This is a genomic window from Rhizobium sp. NLR22b, assembly GCF_019685295.1.
GTDB lineage: Bacteria > Pseudomonadota > Alphaproteobacteria > Rhizobiales > Rhizobiaceae > Rhizobium.
Genome location: NZ_JABDWM010000011.1, coordinates 114346 through 134131, shown reverse-complemented (window position 1 = coordinate 134131; position 19786 = coordinate 114346). Strand labels below are relative to the sequence as shown.

Sequence of the window (19786 nt, the reverse complement as noted above, 5' to 3'; positions counted from 1 at the left end):
GATCCTGAGGGCCTTTCCCACCACGAGCAAACGGGACCTGGCGCATGGCCGAGACACTGCTGAAACCGCTGAAGGCCGGGCTGATCGGCTCCGGCATCCAGGCCTCGCTGACGCCTGCCATGCATATGGAGGAAGGTGCGGCCCAGGGGCTGGATTACGATTATGAGCTGATCGATCTCATCAAGCTGAACGCCTCGCCGGCCGATCTTCCGCGGCTGGTCGCGGATGCCGAAGCGCGCGGCCTTGCCGGCCTCAATATCACCCATCCCTGCAAGCAGCTCGTCATTGCGCTGCTCGACGAACTGTCGCCGGAAGCCCGGGCGCTCGGCGCCGTCAATACCGTCGTCCTGAAGGACAACAGGCGCTTCGGGCATAATACCGACTGGTGGGGCTTCGCCGAGAGTTTCCGGCGCGGACTGCCGCAGGCCGATCTTTCCTCGGCCGTGCAGCTCGGAGCAGGCGGAGCGGGTGTCGCAACCGCCTATGCGATCCTGACGCTCGGCCTGAAGAGACTGACGGTCTTCGATCGCGAGCATGAGCGCGCCGTCGATCTGGCGGAAACGATGTCCCCGCTCTTTCCCGATGCGTCGATCACCGCCGGCGGCGACCTCGAGGCAGCGATGAAGGCGGCATCCGGCCTCATCCACGCGACGCCGACCGGCATGGCCAAATATCCCGGCACGCCGCTTCCGCCCGAACTCCTGGAAAGGCGGCATTGGGTTGCCGAAATCGTCTACTTCCCCCTGGAGACAGAGCTATTACGGCAAGCGAGGCAGCGCGGCTGCCGGACGCTTGATGGCGGCGGCATGGCGGTCTTTCAGGCGGTCGGCGCCTTTCGCGTGATTACCGGCAGGGAGCCGAATGCCGGTCGCATGCTTGCGCATTTCAAGACCATGACGACTTAACGCTCTCGCAAGGACCACTGCGATGAAGACATCGATTGCGACTGTTTCGCTGAGCGGCGACCTCCGCGACAAGCTGGAGGCGATCGCCAAGGCCGGTTTCGACGGGGTGGAGATCTTCGAGAATGATTTCCTGATTTTCGACGAAAGCCCGAAGGAGGTCGGCCGGATGGTGCGCGATCTCGGCATGGAGATCACGCTCTTTCAGCCGTTTCGTGATTTCGAAGGCATGCCGGAGCCGCTGCGCAGCCGCACCTTCGACCGGGCGGAGCGCAAGTTCGACCTCATGCAGGAAATGGGCACCGATCTCGTGCTGGTCTGCTCCAACGTCTCGCCGGCATCACTCGGCGGTCTCGACCGGGCCGCGGCGGATTTTCGTGAACTCGGCGAGCGCGCCGCCAAACGCGGCCTGCGCGTCGGCTATGAGGCGCTCGCCTGGGGCCGCCACATCCACGACCATCGCGATGCCTGGGAGATCGTCCGGCGGGCCGATCATCCCAATATCGGCCTGATCCTCGACAGCTTTCATACCCTCTCGCGCAAGATCGACGTCAATTCGATCCGGTCGATCCCGAAGGAAAAGATCTTCATCATCCAGCTTGCCGATGCGCCGCTGATCGACATGGACCTGCTCTATTGGAGCCGGCATTTCCGCAACATGCCGGGTGAAGGCGACCTGCCGGTGCTCGACTTCATGAAGGCTGTGGCGGCAACCGGCTATGACGGCTATCTCTCGCTGGAGATCTTCAACGACCAGTTCCGCGGCGGTTCGCCGAACGCGATTGCCGTCGACGGCCGCCGCTCGCTGCTCTACCTCGGCGACCAGGTGAAGCGCCAGCAGCCGGAGAGCGCACTGCTGGTGCCTTCAATGCCGCCGCGCGCTGCCGTCGAGGGCGTCGCTTTCGTCGAGTTCACCGCCGACGAGGACGAGGCGCGGGAACTCGAGGCGCTGTTTGCAAGCCTTGGTTTCCGGCAGGCGGCGAGACACAAGACCAAGCGAGTGGCGGTTTTCCGCCAGGGTGCCATCAATCTCGTGATCAACACCGAGCCAAAGGGCTTTGCCAGCGCCTCCTACGCCGTCCACGGGACTTCCGCCTACGCCGCGGGCTTGATGGTCGACGATGCCAAGGCAGCCTTGCAGCGCGCGCTCGCACTTGGCGCCGAACGGTTCGAACAATCGCTGGATACAGGCGAGATCGAAATGCCGGCGGTGCGCGGCGTGGGTGGCGGCGTCCTCTATTTCCTCGACCGCAAGACCGAGCTTGGCCGCATTTGGGAGATCGAATTCGATGCGGTCGAGGATGATGCCGCTCCGCAGCCGGCGGGGCTGCAATCGATCGATCATATGGCGCAGACGATGAAATATGAGGAACTGCTGACCTGGCTGCTGTTCTACACCTCGCTCGTCGAGGCTGAGAAGACACCGATGGTCGATATCGTCGATCCCTCCGGCATCGTCCGCAGCCAGGTGGTGGAGAACAGCGAAGGATCTTTGCGCATCACCATGAACGGGGCGGAAAACCGCAACACGCTCGCCGGCCGCTTCATCGCCGAGACCTTCGGCTCCGGCATCCAGCATCTTGCCTTCAGGACCGACGACATCTTCGCCACTGCCGCTGCCCTTGCCGGCAACGGCTTCGTTGCGCTGGCGATTTCGCCGAACTATTATGACGATCTCGAAGCGCGCTTCGGCCTCGACGCCGAATTTGCCGATCGCCTCAAGGCCAACAACATCCTCTACGACCGCGATGACGCCGGCGAATATTTTCAGCTCTATAGCCCCACCTATGGCGAGGGCCTGTTTTTCGAGATCGTCGAGCGGCGCGGTTATCGTGGTTATGGCGCTGCGAACGCCATTTTCAGAATTGCGGCGCTGAGGAAACATCTGAGACCGGCAGGCCTGCCCCGCACCTGAGAGGCCATCAGGCTGAAGCCCGCAGCATCAGTTCGGCATTGAGAAGAATGCGGCCCGCCGGTGCGGCAGGCCCCTCCCCCTCGCCGAGCCTGTCGAGCAGCAGTTCGATCGCCAGCCGGCCGATCTCGCTATAGTTCTGCGCGACCGTTGTGATCGGGGGGCAGGCGTATCGGGACAGTGGATGGTCGTCGTGTCCGGCGACACGCAGGTCATGGTTGACGCCGTGGCCGACCTTGACGCCCAGCTGGTAAGCGGCGGCGATAACGCCGAAGGCGACGCGGTCGTTGGCGCAAAGCACGGTGCGCGTCGGGAAGCCCTGGCCCGACGTCAGGATGCGGGTCGCCTCCTCGAAGCCGAAGCGCTCGAAGTCCCAGCTCTTGCTGTCGGCAAGCTCGACAATGCTGGGCGCCATGCGGAACTGCTCCATCGCCTCCAGGTACGCCGTCTGGCGCGTCAGGGCGTTGGTGTTGACATGCGGCATGCCGAAATAACAGGGCGGCTCGCCCGAGCGGCAGAGATAGTCGACGATCAGGCTGAAACTCTGGCGATTGTTGGTGCCGACGAAAGAGGACGTCTCGTCGAGCGGCGAGTCCACATAGATGAGGGGCACGCTGCGGCCGAGTTCGTCGAGCGTCGCATGGTGGGATTCGACGCCGAGCGGCGCGATGATCGCGCCGGCGACATTCATCGATTTCAGCGTCTTGATTGCCCGATCCTCCATCTCGGCCTTGCCGTCCGACGACAGGACGAAGGCGAGGAAGCCCGTCTCGTTGGCGATCATCTCGATGCGGCGGGTGAGCGCCATGTAAAAGGGATCGGTGGAATTGGGAATGATGACGCCGAGAATGTTGCTGCGCCGCCGGTTGAGATTGACGGCAAACATATTGGGCCGGAACCCCGATTTCTTCAGGGCCTGTTCGATCGTTTCCCGGGTCTTCTGGCGCACAGACATCGGGTCGCTGAAATATTTGGAGACGGTGGGACGCGACAGGCCGACGAACTCCGAAAAGTCCTCCATGGTTTTGATCGTCTTTGCCACCACCTGATCTCCTGACATGGCGTTTCTGACGGCTTTCTAGATGACTCATCGCCGAACGAAAAGCGGGTCCCTCGAGCGGCCGTGACGACGGCGATAGTTCAAGATTAATCGATGGAGAAGTGTACCTTCATCGTTGCCGGATCGACGGACTTCCTGGTGATGAAAGGCAACACCTCGCCGAGCGGCAGGCGATGGGAAACCAGCGCAGCCATCGCGCCCTCGTCCCGTTTGAGGATGGCAAGCGCCTCGGGAATGTTGCGGTTCAGCGAATGGGACCCGGCAAAACGGATCTGGCGGCGGAAGATCTCGAAGGGGGCGATGGAAACGCGCTGGTCGGGCGCACAGACGCCGAAGACGAGGATCGTGCCGCCATCGGCGGTAAAATCGATCGTGCCTTCGACGACTCGGGCGATCCCGGTCGCGTCGGCGACGAAATCGAAGGCCCGGCGGCGGTCCGCGAGCGCCTGGGAACCCGAGACGGCTATCCCCAGCCCCAGCTTTTCGGCAAAGGCGAGACGTCCCTCGTTGATATCGGCGACCGTCACCGACGAGACGTCCTCGGCCTTCAGGGAAAGCGCGAGCAGCAGCCCGATCGGTCCGGCGCCGAAGACCAGAGCCGTTTCCGTTCCTGTCGGCCCCGCCCGCAGGCCGGCGCTGTTAAGGCCGTTCAAGACGCAGGCGAGCGGCTCGGCGAGTGCGGCGAGGTTGAAATCGAGATCGCCGATCTCATAGAGGTGATCGGTCCTGACCAGGCTGTATTCGGCGAAACCGCCGTTCTCCGTCACGCCGTAGGCCTTCAGGTCACGGCAGAGATTGGTCAGCCCCTTGCGGCAGGCCGGGCACTCTCCGCAAGGAAGATTGGGATCGACGACGACGCGGGCGCCGACGGCAAGGCCGCAGACATCGCCCGCGACGGCCTCGACCACGCCGGCATATTCATGGCAGGGAACCAGCGGGAAGCGGCCCGCGCCGTAACGACCGTGCAGGACGTCGATATCGGTATGGCAAAGGCCGGCCGCGCGCACGCGCACCAGCGCATGGCCGGGCCTCAGTTCCGGCAACGGCAGCGCCTTGGTGACCGCGACGCCCTTTTCGGTATAGCAGATGGCTTCCATTCCTCTGGCCCCTGGCTTGGGTGGCGGGTAGAGCGATCAACTCATCCAGTTGCCGCCATCGACATTGTAGGTCTGGGCAAGAATGTAATCGCTGTCGGCGGAAGCCAGGAAGACGGCCAGGCCTTTGATGTCGTCAGGTGTCGCGAAACGGCCGATCGGAACCGATTTGGCAACGGCGGCCTTCTTCTCGCCGGGCTTCAGGCCCTCCCACTTGGCGAAATGGGCATCGACGATATCCCAATGCTCGCCGTCAACGACGCCGGGTGCAATGGCATTGACGTTGATGCCGTATTTCACCAGCGCAAGTGCTGCCGACTGCGTCGCCGAGATGATGGCGGCCTTAGAAGCGCAGTAAAGAAGCACGAGCGCCTCGCCGCGGCGGCCGGCCTGGCTCGCCATGTTGATGATCTTGCCGCCCCTGCCCCGCTTGATCATGACGTTCGAGACGGCCTTCATCATGAAGAGCGGTCCCTTCAGATTGACGGAGAAGACACGGTCATAACTTTCCTCACTGATCTCGTTCACGGGCGCCATGTCGAAGATGGCGGCGTTGTTGATCAGGATGTCGATGCCGTCGAACTCCGCATCGATCGTCTCGACGAGGGTCTCGATCGCGTTGAGGTCTGTAACGTCAAGCTGCATCGCCTTGGTTGCAGGGCCGATCGCCGCGGCGGATCTCGTCGCCCGATCAATGTCGATATCGGCGATGATGACTTTGGCACCCTCCTTGACGAAGGCTTCGGCGAAGCCCAGTCCGATACCGCGGGCCCCGCCGGTAATCAGGGCGATTTTGTCTTTCAGGCGCATTTCCATCTCCATTGAGGCACGCATGATATTATCATGCGTAAACTTTGTATCCGCTTGTCCATGTCTGCTGTCAACCGTGTTCAAGAGATTTCAAGTCCAAATGCGGCACCAACTGTCATTTTGCTCTATATGACAGACCCTGACTTAGTTTCTGCGACGCAATATAATTGTTGTCGCGAGGCAAGTATTTCTTGACTGCTGTGGTAGGGAGCGATAGGCCGAATGGCGCGTACAAAGACGCGGCATTGATCCGCGGAGTGAAGGAGATTGCGGATGCCGTCACGTCCCAGGACAGTTGCGCCAGAGACGCTCGGGCCAACGATCACGATCGGCGAAATTCTGGTGGAGATCATGGCGACCACCGTCGGTGCCGGCTTCCTGGAGCCGCAATCCCTGACGGGGCCCTATCCAAGCGGCGCGCCGGCCATTTTCATTGATCAGGTTGCGCGTTTGGACGGTGCCGCCGGCATCATCGCCGGCGTCGGCAATGACGATTTCGGGCGGCTGAATGTCGAGCGTCTGCGGCGGGACGGCGTCGACGTCTCCGCTATTGCCATCAGCGCCGACTGGCCGACGGGCAGCGCTTTCGTCCGCTACCGGCAGGACGGCGCCCGCGATTTCGTCTTCAACATCGCCAGATCCGCCGCCGGTCAGATCGCCCTGACGCCGGCCGCCGAGACGCTCGTTCAGCGGGCCGGCCATGTGCATGTCATGGGAACGGCTCTTTCCATCCCCGGTGCCCGAGAGGTGGTTCTTTACGCCATTGAGACGGTGCGCGCTCGCGGCGGGTCGGTTTCCCTCGACCCCAATCTCCGTAAGGAATTGCTGACGGATGGCGACGCTCTGAAAAGCTTCGACAAGGTGCTTGCAGCGGCCGACCTATTACTGCCATCAGGCGACGAGCTTTTCACCGCCGCTGGAATAACCGACGAGGCCTCGGCTGTCGCAAGGCTGCTGGAGCGGGGTATCGGCGAAATCGTCCTGAAGCGGGGCGAGCAAGGTGCATCCTTCTTCACCCACGACCTCGCGCGCGTCAATTGCGCCGCCTTCGCTGTCGACGAGATCGATCCGACCGGTGCGGGCGACTGCTTCGGCGCAACCTATCTCACCTGCCGCCGCAAAGGCATGGCCCCCGGGGCCGCTCTTCTCCATGCCAACGCGGCCGGTGCTCGCAACGTGACCCGGCTCGGCCCGATGGAAGGCGTCTCGACCCTTGCCGAACTCACGGCTTTTATCGCCGAAACCCCGAGGAGATAGACGATGGACCGGATGTTGATCCGTCTTGCCGCCGCCCGGCGTGAAGGCAGACCCTTCGGCATCACCTCTGTCTGTTCCGCCCATCCCGTCGTACTCAGGGCCGCCATCCGACGGGCGGTGCGCGATGGTATGCCGGTCCTGATCGAGGCGACCTGCAATCAGGTCAACCATCTCGGCGGCTATACCGGGATGACACCGGAAGACTTCATCCGCTTTGCCGAGCGCATCGCTACCGAGGAAGGGCTCGACCGTCCGCAGATGATCTTCGGGGGCGATCACCTCGGTCCCAATCCGTGGCGCAAGGAGAAGCCGGAAGCAGCGCTCGCGAAGGCCGAGGCCATGATCGAAGCCTACGTCCGAGCGGGATTCAGCAAGATCCATCTCGATGCCTCGATGGGCTGCGCCGGCGAGCCGGCCGCACTCGACGACCGGACGATCGCCGAGCGCGCCGCACGATTGGCGCAGGTGAGCGAAAGGACGGCGAAGGCGGTCGGCGCGCCGCTGCCGCTTTATATTCTCGGCACCGAAGTTCCGGTGCCGGGCGGCGCCGACCATGCGCTGGAAGAACTTCGGCCGACCGCACCGGAGGCCGCCCGCGCAACGATCGCCATTCATCGCGAGATCTTTTCGCGCGCAGGATTGGAAGACGCCTTTTCCCGTGTCATCGCCTTCGTCGTCCAGCCGGGCGTCGAATTCGGCAGCGAGAACGTGATCGGCTACAGACCCGAGCTCGCGACTGAATTGACCGCCCTTCTCGACGAGGAACCGCAATTTGTCTTTGAAGCGCATTCCACGGATTATCAGACGCGCGATGCGCTGACGCGGCTGGTAAAGGACGGCTTTCCGATCCTGAAGGTCGGCCCGGGCCTGACCTTTGCGTTGCGTGAGGCCGCCTATGCGCTCGATATGATCGCCTCAGAGATGGTTGCCGGTTATGGCGATAGACCGCTTATGGCCGCGATGGACGCGCTGATGCTGTCGGCACCGGGCGACTGGCAGGCCCATTATCATGGCGACGAGACGGCTTTGCGTCTGCAGCGGCACTACAGCTACAGCGATCGTATCCGCTATTACTGGAACAAGCCGGAGGCCGACCGGGCGTTCGAGAATCTGCTCAGCGTGCTGCGCGGAAAGACGATCCCGGAGACGCTACTGCATCAGTATCTGCCGCAGATTTCGGCGGCCGAAGCCGGCGATCCCGAGACCATATTGATTACCGCGGTCGACAGTGTGCTGGCCGATTACCAGAGCGCTTGCGGCACGATGCCCTGAACTTTTCCGAGCAAAAAGGAGGACGCCTGGCTGCCGGGCCGCGAATCCGCCCTTCCCTCTCCGACGCTTACCGCGTCGTATAGCCACCATCGATCACCAGCACTTCGCCGGTGACATAGCTTGCGGCGGCCGAGCAGAGGAACAAGGCTGCACCCGCCACCTCCTCCGGCTGCCCGACACGGCCCATTGGCGTCATGCTGCGCCAGGTCGGGAACCAATCCGGATTGGCGATGCCGCCGCGCGACATATCGGTCTCGATATAGCCGGGAGCAATGGCATTGACGCGGATGTTCTCGGCGGCGACTTCGCTTGCCAGGCTCTTCGTCATCATATGGACTGCCGCTTTGGAGGCGTTATAAGCGACCTGATTCTGCGGAATGTTGGACACGATGCCGGAGATCGAGCCGATATTGAGGATGACGCCGCCGCCCTGGCGCCGCATCGGTGCAAGTGCTGCGCGGCAGGCGCGAAAGACGGCGTCGACATTGACAGTCATGATCTCGCGCCAGATGGCATCGGAGAATTCCCCACTGTCGCCATGAATGGCGATGCCGGCATTGTTGACGAGGATATCGAGCCGACCCGCCCGTGAGAGTATCTGGGCAATGAGCCTATCGGCAGCATGGTCTGTCATCATGTCGGCGACGACGAAATCGCGATCGACGCCGGCCTTGGCCAGCCGGTCTTCCGCCGCCGCGCTGCGGGTTCTCCCGCTGATGAAGACTTTGGCGCCCGCCTCGCCGAGTGCCTCGGCGATCGCCAGGCCGATGCCGCGCGTGCCGCCGGTCACAAGCGCCACCTGTCCGTTCAGGCGAAATCTGTCGAAGATCATGGCCGTTTCCTTTCTGTGGCTATGGGGGCTGGCGCATCTGCTCAGATGTCGGTGCTCTGCGGCAGAATGACGAGGTCGCGGATCGTGACGTTGCGTGGGCGCGTCAGCATGAAGAGCACCGCTTCGGCCACTTCTTTCGGCTCCATCAGACCACCGGCGGCGAGCGCCTCGTCGAGCTTCTCCTGCGGCCAATCGCTCAGAAGAGCGGTCACGACAGGCCCTGGCGCGACGGCGCCGACCCGCAAGCCATGCTTGGCAACCTGGCGCCGGAGGGTGTGGACGAAGGCCTGGACCGCGTGTTTGGAAGCCGTATAGATCGGCTCCCAGACCACCGGGATCATCCCGGCGACCGAACTCGTCAGGATGATATCGCCGGTCTTGCGTCCGACCATATGCGGCAGGACGGCATGCACCGAGCGAAATGCGGCGTTGATGTTTAGGTTGAGCATGCGATCCCAGGCGTCGGGATCGCCGTCAAGCACTTCACCGCCGATATAGGAGCCGGCATTGGCATGGAAAATGTCCAACTGGCCCGCTTCCTCCAGAATAGCGGGCATCATCTGCGCCACGCTTTTTGGATCCAAGAGATCGACGACCAGGGGAATTGCCTTTTCGCCGAGTTTCGAGCAGACATCCCTCAACGCCTCTTCGTTGCGGTCGATCAGCACGACGCGGGCGCCTGATGCAAGCACGGTCCTGGCGCACTCCAGGCCGATACCCGACGCCGCCCCAGTGACGGCCGCGACTTTTCCAGACAGATCCTGTCCCATTTTCTTCCTCTGCTTTCCTGTTGATCTAGGCCCGGCCGTGTGAAATGCGCGAGCGGCGTGCCAGTGAGTCGACGATGACGGCGACGGCAAGAACGGCCCCCGTGATCATGTAACGAAGCGATGACGACAGATCGAGGAGCGTCAGACCGCTGGCGATCGACTGGATGACGATGATGCCGAGAAGGGCCGAATAGGCACTGCCGCGTCCGCCGAACAGGCTGGTGCCGCCGATGACCGCCGCAGCGATGGCGTTGAGATTGACGTCGCCGGTGCCCGCCTGCTGGCTGGCCGTCGCCAGTCGCGCTGCCGACAGCACGCCGCCGGTCGCGGCCAGCAGAGCGCACATGACGAAGGCGCTCGCATAGATGCGTGATACGTTGATGCCCGAGCGGCGGGCCGCCTCCCTGTTGCCGCCGACGGCATGCATGGAGCGGCCCCACTTCGTGCGGGTCAGCGCATAGTTCATCGCTGCGACCAGGCCGACGAACAGGCCAAACATCCATGGAATGCCGCGGGACTGGTTGAGATAGAAGGCGACCGCTTCCAGAGCGACGGTGATGATGACGGCACGCAGAAGCAGTCCGCCAACCGATTTCGAGGACAAGCCGGCCGCCCGTCGGCGCGCCGCCGTGCGGTAGCTCGCGAAGAAGAAGCCAAAGCCCGCAACCGCCACCAGCAGATAGGCGACCGGGTCGGGCATGACCATGATCTGGCCGAAGTTCACCAGCCACGACCCATAGGGAAGATTGATCGAACCGGTTGCTCCGAGCATATACAGCTGCAGGCCGAGAACCGCGAGCAGTCCGGACAGCGTGGAGACGAAGCTCGGCATCCCGAAGCGGTTGAACAGGAACGCGTAGAGCGAGCCGATCAGAGCGCCGACGATCATCGCGGCGAGCACCGCCGCGACCACCGGCCAGCCCTGATTGACCCAGAAGACGCCGGTGAGCGCCGAGGCGAAGCCGCTGACCGAACCGACGGAGAGATCGATCTCGCCGACCATCAGGATGCAGACGATACCGAGCGAGATGACGCCGACCGTCGAGCAGTCGAATAGCATGTTCACGAGGTTGGCGCTGGAGAGAAACACCGGATTGAGCGCCTGGAAGACCGTCCAGATGATCGCCAGGCCGACGATGACAGGCAGCGAGCCGAGGTCGCCCGAGCGGATGCGGTCCCAGAAGGCGCGGACCGACCCGGCAAGGCTGTCGTCATGGCGCACTCTTTCGTCGCGCCGGTCGAGAAGCGCGGGTGATGCCGGTTCGTTCTGAATGGTCTTCATCATGGCCTTCCCTCCTCATTCTCTTGGCTCTGTGCCTTGCGGCGCATGGCGCGGCGGGAGACGGAATTGTTGGATGCGCCGGTAATCGCGCTGACGAGCTCTTCGTTGGATGCGTCGGGCATGAAGGTGCCGTTGTTGCGGCCGAGCCGAAGGACGACGATACGGTCGGCGACGGCCCGCACATCCTCCATGTTATGGCTGATCATGATGACGCCGAGGCCGCGTTCACGCACGCGTTCGATCAGATCCAGTACCTCGGCGGTCTGGGCAACGCCGAGTGCGGCGGTGGGTTCGTCGAGCATGATCAGTTTCGGTTCGAGCAACAGCGACCGGGCGATCGCTACTGTTTGACGCTGGCCCCCGGAAAGCGAAGCGACGGGCTCACGCACGCTCGGGATCCGCGCGGAAAGTTCGTTCAGAAGCTTCCAGGCGCGGATCTCCATCGCGACCTCGTCGAGCTGGAAGGGATTGAGCTCCTTTCCGAGAAAGATGTTGGCGACGACGTCGAGATTTTCGCACAGCGCCAAATCCTGGAACACGGTCGCAATGCCCAGACTGAGCGCAGCGCTGGGGCTCGATAAATCTGCCTGTTGACCCTCGAACAGGATGGTGCCCGAGGTTGGCTGGTGCACGCCGGCCAGGATCTTGACCAGCGTCGATTTGCCGGCGCCATTGTCGCCCACTAGCGCCACGACTTCACCGGCATGCACATCGAGTTCGATATCGGTCAGCGCCGACACCGCTCCGAAATTCTTCGAAATTCCACGCAGGCTGAGGACGGGCTGGCGGGACTCAAATTGATAAGAGGTTTCAGACATCGCCTGGTCTTTCGGAAAAAGCGAAATCGGAAGCGCGACCGATGGCGGTCGCGCTTCCCTTTGGATTATTTGGTGATGCCGAGCTTCTTGCAGCCGTCTGCGTAACGGCCGGTGCAGAGTTCTTCGGCGGTGTTGATCTTCTTGTCGATGATCTCGGCCTTCAGGTTTTCGGCAGTGACGACGGCCGGCACGAAAAGCTGGGCGGGCGTGTCGTAGAGCGTCATCTCGGCCTTGATTGTCTCACCTGCCAACAGCTTCACGGCGACATCGGCAGCGGCAGCGGCGACGATTTCGCTCGGCTTGGAGATCGTGTTGTACTGATCCCCGGATATGATGAGCTGCAGCGCGGCGATCGTCGCGTCATTGCCGGTCACCGGCGGCACCGGATCGACACCGGCTGCCTTGAAGGCTGCGATGGCACCACCGCCGGTGCCGTCATTGGCGGCGACGACGCCGACGATCTGCTTTCCGAAACGCGTGATCTGTCCGGCGGCCCATTGCTGAGCGTTCGCCGGCTGCCAGTTCGGCGTATCGAATTCGGCAAGCGTCTTGTATCCGCCGCTCGCCAGACCCTCATGAATGCCGTCCTTGATCAGCCCGGCAGCGGCATCGGTCGGCGAGCCGTTGATCTGCAGAATGCCGCCGCCGTCAGTCGGCACGTTCTTGGCCTTCAGATGCTGGACCAGCGACTCCGCGATCGCCTTGCCGATCGCCTTATTGTCGAAGGAGACGTAGAAATCGGCCTTGCCCTTCGGGATCGGGCGGTCATAGGCGATGACCTTGACGCCCTGACTCTGGGCGAGTTGAACGAGAGAGGCTGCCGCCGCCGAATCCACCGGATCCAGCACGATGACCTTGGCGCCCTGGGTGATCGCCGAATTGAACTGTTGCTGCTGTTTGGCGATATCGGCATCGGCATTCTGATAGATGACCTTGCAGGACGCACAAAGCTTCTTCATTTCGGCGACGAAGCCCGGATGGTCGTGCTCTTCATAACGGGTCGAGCCCTGGTCGGGCATAAGGAACGCGACGGTTGCATCCGCCACCGCGCTTTGTGCAAAGGCGGAACTCCCGCCGAGCAAGGACAGCATAAGTGCCGCGGCGCCTACCGCTCTTGTCGAAAATTTCGTCATTTCCATCTCCTCCCATTGGAAAAAATCGTGTAGTGCATGATTGCAGTGTTCTGCTGTGCCGTTCGGCTGAATGAGCGGCTGTGCCTGTCCCGGCTGTTTCTGAGGACAAGCGTCTCCTTTCGCGAGCAGCTCCTCGCGCGCTCACGTTCAAGCCTGCGTCAGTTTTCGCTCCTCCTCCTTGTCCTCCCCTATTGCCGTCTTCGGCGGACCTTATGCCGCCTTCGCCACGTTGATATTGTCACCCAACAATCGCCGGAAGCGGGATGGCGTCATGCCTTTTTCCGCGAGAAACTGGCGGTTGAAGTTGGACAGATTGTTGAAGCCGACCTCGAAGCAGATGTCGGTGATCGACGCATGCTCGTCGCTCATCAGGATCTGGCAAGCGAGATTGATGCGCAGGCGTTTCACATATTGCACGAGCGACATGCCGGTATGGCGGCGGAAAGCGCGTGAGAAGGCGCCTGTGGACTGTCCGGCAATTTCAGCGAGATCGGTTTCGTCGAAGGATTTCGTCAGATTTTCTCTGATATAGGCGAGCGCCTTATTGATGCCGGCCGACATATAGCCCGAGGGGTCGGGCAGATAGCTGGGGCTTGCGAGAAGCTGGGCATCCTGCGCCCGGCTGAGCAGCCCGACGATCATCATGAAGAGCTCGATACGGCGTACGCCCTGGGCCTGCTGCACCTCGTTCATCAGAGGCGCCGCCTGCCGGCTGGTCTCAGTGCCGAAGAGCACGCCCCGGCGGGACGCTTCGAGGACCGGCTCGAAGGGATTGAGCTCGGGCAGCACCTTCATCGTGTCGCTGATGAAATTCTCACTGAACTGGATTAGCTGGCATCGAAGCGGAATGCTCGATCCCTTCGGGACGTCGCTGATCCAGTTGTGAGGAAGATTGGGGCCGGCCAGCACCAGATTGCCCGGTTCGAACTCGCCGATGAAATCGCCGACGAAATAGCGTCCTGTGGTCGCCACGACGAGATGCAGTTCATATTCCGGATGAAAATGCCAGCGAACGGTGTGATAGGGATAGCCATGCGCCTTCGTTGCGAAGGATTCGCCCGGTCTGATCTGAACGACTTCCAAGTCAGGTTCCATCGTTTCCTCCTCCGAGGGGCGGTTCTACGTCCGCCTGCCAAATTCCCTTTTGGCTTTATTATTATGACGAGTGTAGTGGGCTCGCTTCATGCCCGCCACCACGATTCCCGGCCAAAACCGATACTTTTTTGATGATTGATGCAACGCAGGCGGCGCAAAGACGACGGGAATCTGCCCTTGAGACCGTCTGAAATTCAACTCAGGCGGCCAGGGCGGCAATGACATTCCTGACCAGTGCAGCCGAAGACAGCCGGCTCGTGGCGCAGCTCGGGGCGCCGATGGCCCCGACACGCACGGAGACGCCGCCGCGCGCATTGGCGATCGCAAACATCGACTCGTCGGTCAAATCATCGCCGATAGTAATGGGGCAGCGGTTCTTGAAAGGATCTGACTGAAAAAAGCGCTCCAGCGCATCGCCCTTGCTCGACCGTGCCGGTCGCAACTCGAACACCCTTTTACCGAGCTGCAACGCCCAGTTCGGTCCGGCCAGCTCCGCATAGTGATGCATGCGCTCCTCGAGCACTTTCTCATATTCGGGCGCCAGCCGGTAGTGCGCGGCAACGGCGGCACCCTTATCCTCTATCAGAACTCCCGGATAATGTTCGGCTTCGGCGGTCAATGCATGTTTCAGTGCCTGGAACTCGGGGGTCGCCTCGACCGTATGCATTCCGGCGGCGCTCCTGATCTCGGCGCCATGCAGGCCTGCGGTTGGAAATGCAAAGGGCTTGAACAGCTCGTCTGCATAAGCAAGCGAGCGCCCGGTGACCAGCGCCAAGGCGCCGCCGAGCTTGTTGGAAAGGCGATGAAGGTGTCCGGGCAGGTCCTCTGGGACCTCAATCGCATCCGGTGTCGGTGCAAGATTGAGCAGTGTTCCGTCGATGTCGAGGAACATCGCCCAATGATCAGGTTCCTCCAGCACCATTGAAAGCATTTCCTGGGTAGCGGTGTCGTTCTGCACGGCATTCTCCAAACTTTGCAATCAGTGAAGCTAGGTCGCCCGCCGGCAAGGACAAGATGACGTCGCCGGCACGGGAACATCCAAAGGCGGGTCAGCGTTTAATCTCGCCGCCCGTTCAAGCACTCGCGCCGCAAAGGTAAATCGATGGCCAAAAGCAATTCCAAGAATAGCGAGGAGGTCATCGCGCCGTTGGCGCATGGCGCGACTGTTTTGCCGCTGGTGACGATCGACGACTACAACAATGAACTGCGTGACAAGAACGGCTTTGTTGGCGACAACGCCAACAAGAAGACTTTCCAGCAGAAGCTCGACGATTGGAGAAAACATGTCCGCAAGTTCGGAGATGACCCGATCGGGAAGGTTTCGACAGCCAAGCTTTCCAAGAAAAAAATCGAGTCTCTGCTGAAAGGGGACGACATGGAGGCCGCCGCACTGGTCATGGGGGCGGTGGAGGACTTCGCGCAGGACTTTGCCGAGGTCATCAAAAAATTCCTCAAGGACGAGCGCTGGTCCAAGACCGAGCGCATCGTCGTCGGCGGCGGCTTCAGGCAGAGCCGCTTCGGGGAACTGACGATCGCCAGGACCATGGTTCTGCTCAAGGCGGCCGGCATCAATATCGAGGTCGTCCCGATCGTCCACCATCCCGACGAGGCTGGGCTGATCGGCTCCGTCCACCTCATGCCGTCCTGGATGTTCAAAGGCTATGAGGCGATGCTGGCCGTCGATATCGGCGGCACGAACGTCCGTGCCGGAGTCGTCGAGTTCGGAAAGGAAAAAAAACCGCACTTCGCCGATGCGAGTGTCTGGGAATCAACGATCTGGCGTCACGCCGACGACGAGCCGAGCCGCAGTGCGACGGTAGAAAGGCTGGCGGCGATGTTGCAGGAACTGATCGATAAGGCAGAAAAGGCCAGTCTGAAGCCGGCCCCGATCATCGGGATCGGCTGTCCCGGCATCATCAAGGCAGACGGCTCGATCGAACGCGGCGGACAGAACCTGCCGGGCGGCAATTGGGAAAGCGACAGCTTCAACCTTCCCGCCGCACTGATGAAGGCCATTCCCGCAATCGGCGATCACAGCACATTCGTGATGATGCACAATGACGCCGTCGTGCAGGGCCTGTCGCAGATCCCTTTCATCGATGACGTATCGACATGGGCGGTGCTGACCATCGGCACAGGGTTGGGCAATGCCCATTTCACCAATCGCGAGGGAATGAAAGCGCGATAGCCCGACCAAGAACGGGAAAGCGGCCGGCAGAGCAATGATCATGTCGCTCCTGCGTGCGGACCGCAATATAGAGTCGGCCGGCGCTGCGTGGCCTTATGGTAAATAACAGGTAAACAACGAGGAATTCCGTAGACGGAAGCAAATTCGCCCATAGGTTCCGCTAGGCAAGTGCCGGTTTCCGGAGGGGTAGGTCGATACGGGACCGTTAACGATTTCGATCATACCTCTCCAGACATGATTCGCATAGCGCGAGCGTTTGCAATCCTCACGGTCAAGGGTCGCAGCTGACTGTTCCAGTCTGCGCCCACCCGCAACTCGCAACCCCTCTAGTACGCATAGTCTGAACGGAACGCGGCCGTCGTATCCGCGGGCATGCCGTCGCATTGTCGCCGTCGCAAGCGCCATCTCGGGAGCGATGCTTGATTGAGCCCCTCTCCTTTTTCGCCGCACATTGAAAAGATGGTGATAAAGTCGGCGGGCGGTTCTCCGCCGGTTCAAATTGCGCTTATCTCTCCTTCACGCAAGCTCATATGCAGACGAAAGATGGAAGATGAACTTCAAGGGAATAAGCGCTCCGCTCAATGCCGGCCGTCTCGAACAAATGCTCGGGCTTGCCCCGTCACGCCGCGATCCCGAATCCCAAGATGGGAATGTCAAGTCTTCCGGCGTCGAGCCCGTCCGCGGCTTGGAGGCCGAAAGCCTCTGCCCTTCGTCTGCTTATAAATAGGAAGCGGCATTTACCTGGTCCTGTGCCAAGCCCAGTTATCTCCGAGATGAGTCGGCGGTGCCTTCAGGTCCGTCGAGAACCTGCCGCGATATGTCGGGGCGGCTTTGGCGATGCGGGTTCGCCGCCGTTGTCAGCTGACAATTGCGCTAAGATTCCGGAATTCCACGTAATTTTTTCGACGAATTCAGTTTGCTATATATTGGCTAACCAAGAATTCGCTTGACGGAATCGCGAGACTCACGATCATTTGCGCAAAATTGCCCGATTTATCAGGATTTGCGTGAATGCCGACCAAGGCCGCGATTGTTGAGAAAGCCAGAAGAGCGAGTCAAGTCTCGATCGACGAGACGATTGCGCAGGACTCGACGATGCTCAGCAGCCAGCTCCAGGTGCTGTTCGAGCGGTTGTTTTCGCCCGATGCCCGTAAGTCGCTGCGGCGGTTCAGCAGCACCGAGGCCGCCAAGCTGCTCGGCGTCACCGACAGCTATGTTCGTCATCTCACTGCCCAGGTGGAAAGCATCAATCCTGAAAAGACGTCCGCCGGTCGCCGTGTCTTCTCGCTCGAAGAAATCCATGCGATGCGCCAGCATCTGGGGCGCACCAAACCATCCTATCTGCCGATGCGCCGGCCGGGCGATCATCTCCAGGTGATCGCCGTCACCAATTTCAAGGGCGGATCCGGCAAGACGACAACGTCAATCCATCTGGCGCAGTTCCTGGCGCTGCGTGGCTATCGCGTGCTCGCCGTCGACCTTGACCCGCAGGCGTCGATGTCGGCGATGCTCGGATATCAGCCGGAGTTCGATGTCGGTGAAAACGAGACGCTTTACGGCGCCATCAAGTATGACGAGACGCGCCGTGACGTGGCCGACATCGTCCGCCAGACCTATTTCCCCGGTCTCGATCTCATCCCGGGCAATCTCGAACTGCACGAGTTCGAGCACGATACGCCGAAGGCGCTGGCCGACAGCAATCGCGACGACAAGGACATGTTCTTCATGCGGGTCGGCAATGCGCTGCATTCGCTGGAACAGAGCTACGACGTCGTCATCATCGATTGCCCCCCTACCCTCGGCTTTCTGACGCTGTCTGCTCTCTGCGCTGCGACTGCCGTGCTGATCACCGTTCATCCACAGATGCTCGACGTGGCGTCGATGAACCAGTTCCTGACGATGACCTCCGACCTTTTGGCCGTCGTCAAACAGGCCGGCGGCAATCTCGAATATGACTGGATGCGTTATCTGATCACCCGCTATGAGTCCAATGACGGTCCGCAGGCGCAGATCGTCGCCTTCCTGCGCAGCCTGTTCGGCGAGCGCGTGCTGACCTCGATGATGGTAAAGTCAACGGCGGTTTCGGACGCTGGCCTGTCCAAGCAGACGATCTACGAGGCGGGCCGCGAGACGATGCATCGCCAGACCTATGACCGCGGCGTCGAATCCGTCGACAACGTCAATGCCGAGGTCGAGCAACTCATCCGCAGTGCATGGAGCAGGACATGAGCCCAAAAGGTCGCGATATCCTGAAGAGCATGGTTGGCGCCGTCGAACCGGCACGGCCGGAGACGCCAAGCGCGCCACCGCCGCATCGGCCGTCGGGTGCGGTCAAGGCGATGAACCTGTCGCTGGGACGGTTAGGAGAGGAAGCAGCGGCCGCCAAGGCCCTGCGTGAGTCCCTCGCCTCTGGCGACAAAGTGCTGGAGATCGATCCGGCTGTCGTCGAAATGTCCTTTATTCGTGACCGCATCCCGGTCGACAAGGATCCCGAGTTCGAGCGATTGAAGCAGTCGATCCAGGAAAGCGGACAGCAGGTTCCGATCCTTGTGCGTCCGGACCCGGTAAAGGCCGGGCATTACCAGGCCGCCTATGGCCACCGGCGCTTGCGTGCGGCCGCGGAGACCGGTGTTGCCGTCAAGGCCGTGGTGCGCAAACTCACGGATGAAGAGTTGATCCTTGCGCAGGGTCAGGAGAACGGCCCGCGTGTCGACTTGAGTTTCATCGAACGGGCGCTGTTTGCGCGACGCATGGATGAGCATGGCTTCAGTCGCGACATGATTGCCCAGGCGCTGGCGACGGATAAACCGGAAACGTCACGGCTGCTGCAGGTGGCGCAGACGATCGATCCCGAGATTATCCTTGCCATTGGACCTGCGCCCAAGGTGGGGCGCCCCCGCTGGCTGGCCTTTGCCGAAAAATTCAGGGAGACAGGTGGGCGGAAGAAGGTGCAGGCCGCAATCGCCGGCGCCGCTTTCCAAACGCTGGAGAGCAATAGCCGCTTCGATGTCACCTGGAAGGCACTGGAGGAGAAGGGCGCGCCGCAGCGGGAAGAGCAGACGCTTCGGACGCAAAGCGGCGGGACGCTTGCTTCGGTGAGCCGCTCGGGCAAGAGCTTTCGCATCACCGTTAAATCGGCGGCATTTTCTGATTTCCTGGCTCGGCGGTTGGCAGGTCTCGCCGCCGAATTTGAAGAGGAAAATAACGGAAAATGAGGCAGTTTAACTGATTGTCAGCTGACAATTTGAACAGGAGATAACGCGCAAAAGAAAAAAGCCCCCGAACGTCACCGTCACGGAAGCTTTCCTCGTAGTCTTGAACACCTCCGAGAATCGCACTTCCGAGAATCGCTGTCAAGAGT

17 protein-coding genes are annotated in these 19786 nt (G+C 61.4%); 7 read left to right on the top strand and 10 right to left on the bottom strand.

Features of this window, described 5'->3' with window-relative positions:
- The first annotated feature begins 44 nt into the window (after window positions 1-44).
- Together HJC00_RS18865 and HJC00_RS18860 are read left to right on the top strand one after the other, a co-directional pair.
- Window positions 45-905: a shikimate dehydrogenase gene (locus HJC00_RS18865; RefSeq protein ID WP_221102751.1), complete on the top strand. Its 861-nt coding sequence runs from the start codon at window positions 45-47 to the stop codon at window positions 903-905.
- Between the two features lie 22 nt (window positions 906-927).
- Complete coding sequence (locus HJC00_RS18860) at window positions 928-2817, top strand: bifunctional sugar phosphate isomerase/epimerase/4-hydroxyphenylpyruvate dioxygenase family protein (RefSeq protein WP_210633506.1); 1890 nt, start codon at window positions 928-930, stop codon at window positions 2815-2817.
- A gap of 7 nt (window positions 2818-2824) precedes the next feature.
- On the opposite strand, the gene HJC00_RS18855 is transcribed toward HJC00_RS18860, so the two are convergent.
- From HJC00_RS18855 to HJC00_RS18845, 3 genes are all read right to left on the bottom strand, one after another.
- Window positions 2825-3835 carry a LacI family DNA-binding transcriptional regulator gene (locus HJC00_RS18855; RefSeq protein ID WP_210633546.1) on the bottom strand — a complete coding sequence of 337 codons (1011 nt, stop codon included), beginning with the start codon at window positions 3833-3835 and terminating at the stop codon, window positions 2825-2827.
- Between the two features lie 125 nt (window positions 3836-3960).
- Window positions 3961-4971, bottom strand: coding sequence for a zinc-dependent alcohol dehydrogenase family protein (locus HJC00_RS18850; protein WP_221147233.1), 1011 nt, complete (start codon window positions 4969-4971; stop codon window positions 3961-3963).
- A gap of 36 nt (window positions 4972-5007) precedes the next feature.
- The gene (locus HJC00_RS18845; protein ID WP_210633508.1) at window positions 5008-5778 is read right to left on the bottom strand and encodes an L-iditol 2-dehydrogenase; all 771 of its coding nucleotides are present in this window, start codon (window positions 5776-5778) and stop codon (window positions 5008-5010) included.
- Window positions 5779-6051: 273 nt separating this feature from the next.
- Between HJC00_RS18845 and HJC00_RS18840 the strand changes: the two genes are divergently transcribed.
- Together HJC00_RS18840 and HJC00_RS18835 are read left to right on the top strand one after the other, a co-directional pair.
- Window positions 6052-7035 (top strand): sugar kinase, encoded by a 984-nt coding sequence (locus HJC00_RS18840; RefSeq protein WP_221164469.1) that lies wholly within the window; start codon window positions 6052-6054, stop codon window positions 7033-7035.
- A 3-nt stretch (window positions 7036-7038) separates the two neighbouring features.
- Window positions 7039-8307, top strand: coding sequence for a D-tagatose-bisphosphate aldolase, class II, non-catalytic subunit (locus HJC00_RS18835; protein ID WP_221164468.1), 1269 nt, complete (start codon window positions 7039-7041; stop codon window positions 8305-8307).
- Window positions 8308-8374: 67 nt separating this feature from the next.
- Here the strand turns inward: HJC00_RS18835 and HJC00_RS18830 are convergent, their stop codons facing one another.
- From HJC00_RS18830 to otsB, 7 genes are all read right to left on the bottom strand, one after another.
- Window positions 8375-9139, bottom strand: a complete 765-nt coding sequence (locus tag HJC00_RS18830) for an SDR family NAD(P)-dependent oxidoreductase (RefSeq protein WP_221147229.1) — start codon at window positions 9137-9139, stop codon at window positions 8375-8377.
- Window positions 9140-9180: 41 nt separating this feature from the next.
- Window positions 9181-9909 (bottom strand): SDR family oxidoreductase, encoded by a 729-nt coding sequence (locus tag HJC00_RS18825; RefSeq protein WP_210633512.1) that lies wholly within the window; start codon window positions 9907-9909, stop codon window positions 9181-9183.
- Between the two features lie 25 nt (window positions 9910-9934).
- Window positions 9935-11194, bottom strand: coding sequence for a sugar ABC transporter permease (locus HJC00_RS18820; protein ID WP_210633513.1), 1260 nt, complete (start codon window positions 11192-11194; stop codon window positions 9935-9937).
- Window positions 11191-12009, bottom strand: coding sequence for an ATP-binding cassette domain-containing protein (locus HJC00_RS18815; protein ID WP_221164467.1), 819 nt, complete (start codon window positions 12007-12009; stop codon window positions 11191-11193). Before HJC00_RS18815 ends, HJC00_RS18820 begins: the two co-directional genes overlap by 4 nt.
- Before the next feature lie 65 nt (window positions 12010-12074).
- A complete protein-coding gene (locus HJC00_RS18810) occupies window positions 12075-13148 on the bottom strand; it encodes a sugar ABC transporter substrate-binding protein (protein ID WP_210633515.1) in 1074 nt (357 codons plus the stop codon).
- A gap of 204 nt (window positions 13149-13352) precedes the next feature.
- Entirely contained in the window at window positions 13353-14237 is an 885-nt protein-coding gene (locus HJC00_RS18805) for an AraC family transcriptional regulator (protein ID WP_210633516.1), read from the bottom strand.
- Between the two features lie 199 nt (window positions 14238-14436).
- Complete coding sequence (otsB, locus tag HJC00_RS18800; protein WP_210633517.1) at window positions 14437-15216, bottom strand: trehalose-phosphatase; 780 nt, start codon at window positions 15214-15216, stop codon at window positions 14437-14439.
- 123 nt (window positions 15217-15339) lie between these two features.
- Between otsB and HJC00_RS18795 the strand changes: the two genes are divergently transcribed.
- The 3 genes from HJC00_RS18795 to repB all read left to right on the top strand — a co-directional run bounded on the left by HJC00_RS18795 (window position 15340) and on the right by repB (window position 19640).
- Window positions 15340-16425 carry an ROK family protein gene (locus HJC00_RS18795; RefSeq protein ID WP_221155727.1) on the top strand — a complete coding sequence of 362 codons (1086 nt, stop codon included), beginning with the start codon at window positions 15340-15342 and terminating at the stop codon, window positions 16423-16425.
- A 1011-nt stretch (window positions 16426-17436) separates the two neighbouring features.
- Window positions 17437-18654, top strand: a complete 1218-nt coding sequence (gene repA, locus HJC00_RS18790) for a plasmid partitioning protein RepA (RefSeq protein WP_210633519.1) — start codon at window positions 17437-17439, stop codon at window positions 18652-18654.
- Window positions 18651-19640: a plasmid partitioning protein RepB gene (repB, locus tag HJC00_RS18785; protein ID WP_221164466.1), complete on the top strand. Its 990-nt coding sequence runs from the start codon at window positions 18651-18653 to the stop codon at window positions 19638-19640. Before repA ends, repB begins: the two co-directional genes overlap by 4 nt.
- The last annotated feature ends 146 nt before the right edge of the window (window positions 19641-19786 follow it).

Excerpts from the sequence above, each read along its gene's own strand:
- repB (WP_221164466.1), top strand. The coding sequence starts at position 18,651 with ATGAGCCCAAAAGGTCGCGATATCCTGAAGAGCATGGTTGGCGCCGTC.
- repA (WP_210633519.1), top strand. The coding sequence starts at position 17,437 with ATGCCGACCAAGGCCGCGATTGTTGAGAAAGCCAGAAGAGCGAGTCAA.
- HJC00_RS18850 (WP_221147233.1), bottom strand. The coding sequence starts at position 4,971 with ATGGAAGCCATCTGCTATACCGAAAAGGGCGTCGCGGTCACCAAGGCG.
- HJC00_RS18825 (WP_210633512.1), bottom strand. The coding sequence starts at position 9,909 with ATGGGACAGGATCTGTCTGGAAAAGTCGCGGCCGTCACTGGGGCGGCG.
- HJC00_RS18845 (WP_210633508.1), bottom strand. The coding sequence starts at position 5,778 with ATGCGCCTGAAAGACAAAATCGCCCTGATTACCGGCGGGGCCCGCGGT.
- HJC00_RS18865 (WP_221102751.1), top strand. The coding sequence starts at position 45 with ATGGCCGAGACACTGCTGAAACCGCTGAAGGCCGGGCTGATCGGCTCC.
- HJC00_RS18815 (WP_221164467.1), bottom strand. The coding sequence starts at position 12,009 with ATGTCTGAAACCTCTTATCAATTTGAGTCCCGCCAGCCCGTCCTCAGC.
- HJC00_RS18860 (WP_210633506.1), top strand. The coding sequence starts at position 928 with ATGAAGACATCGATTGCGACTGTTTCGCTGAGCGGCGACCTCCGCGAC.
- HJC00_RS18840 (WP_221164469.1), top strand. The coding sequence starts at position 6,052 with ATGCCGTCACGTCCCAGGACAGTTGCGCCAGAGACGCTCGGGCCAACG.
- HJC00_RS18805 (WP_210633516.1), bottom strand. The coding sequence starts at position 14,237 with ATGGAACCTGACTTGGAAGTCGTTCAGATCAGACCGGGCGAATCCTTC.
- HJC00_RS18795 (WP_221155727.1), top strand. The coding sequence starts at position 15,340 with ATGGCCAAAAGCAATTCCAAGAATAGCGAGGAGGTCATCGCGCCGTTG.
- HJC00_RS18830 (WP_221147229.1), bottom strand. The coding sequence starts at position 9,139 with ATGATCTTCGACAGATTTCGCCTGAACGGACAGGTGGCGCTTGTGACC.
- HJC00_RS18855 (WP_210633546.1), bottom strand. The coding sequence starts at position 3,835 with ATGGAGGACTTTTCGGAGTTCGTCGGCCTGTCGCGTCCCACCGTCTCC.
- HJC00_RS18820 (WP_210633513.1), bottom strand. The coding sequence starts at position 11,194 with ATGATGAAGACCATTCAGAACGAACCGGCATCACCCGCGCTTCTCGAC.
- HJC00_RS18810 (WP_210633515.1), bottom strand. The coding sequence starts at position 13,148 with ATGGAAATGACGAAATTTTCGACAAGAGCGGTAGGCGCCGCGGCACTT.
- HJC00_RS18835 (WP_221164468.1), top strand. The coding sequence starts at position 7,039 with ATGGACCGGATGTTGATCCGTCTTGCCGCCGCCCGGCGTGAAGGCAGA.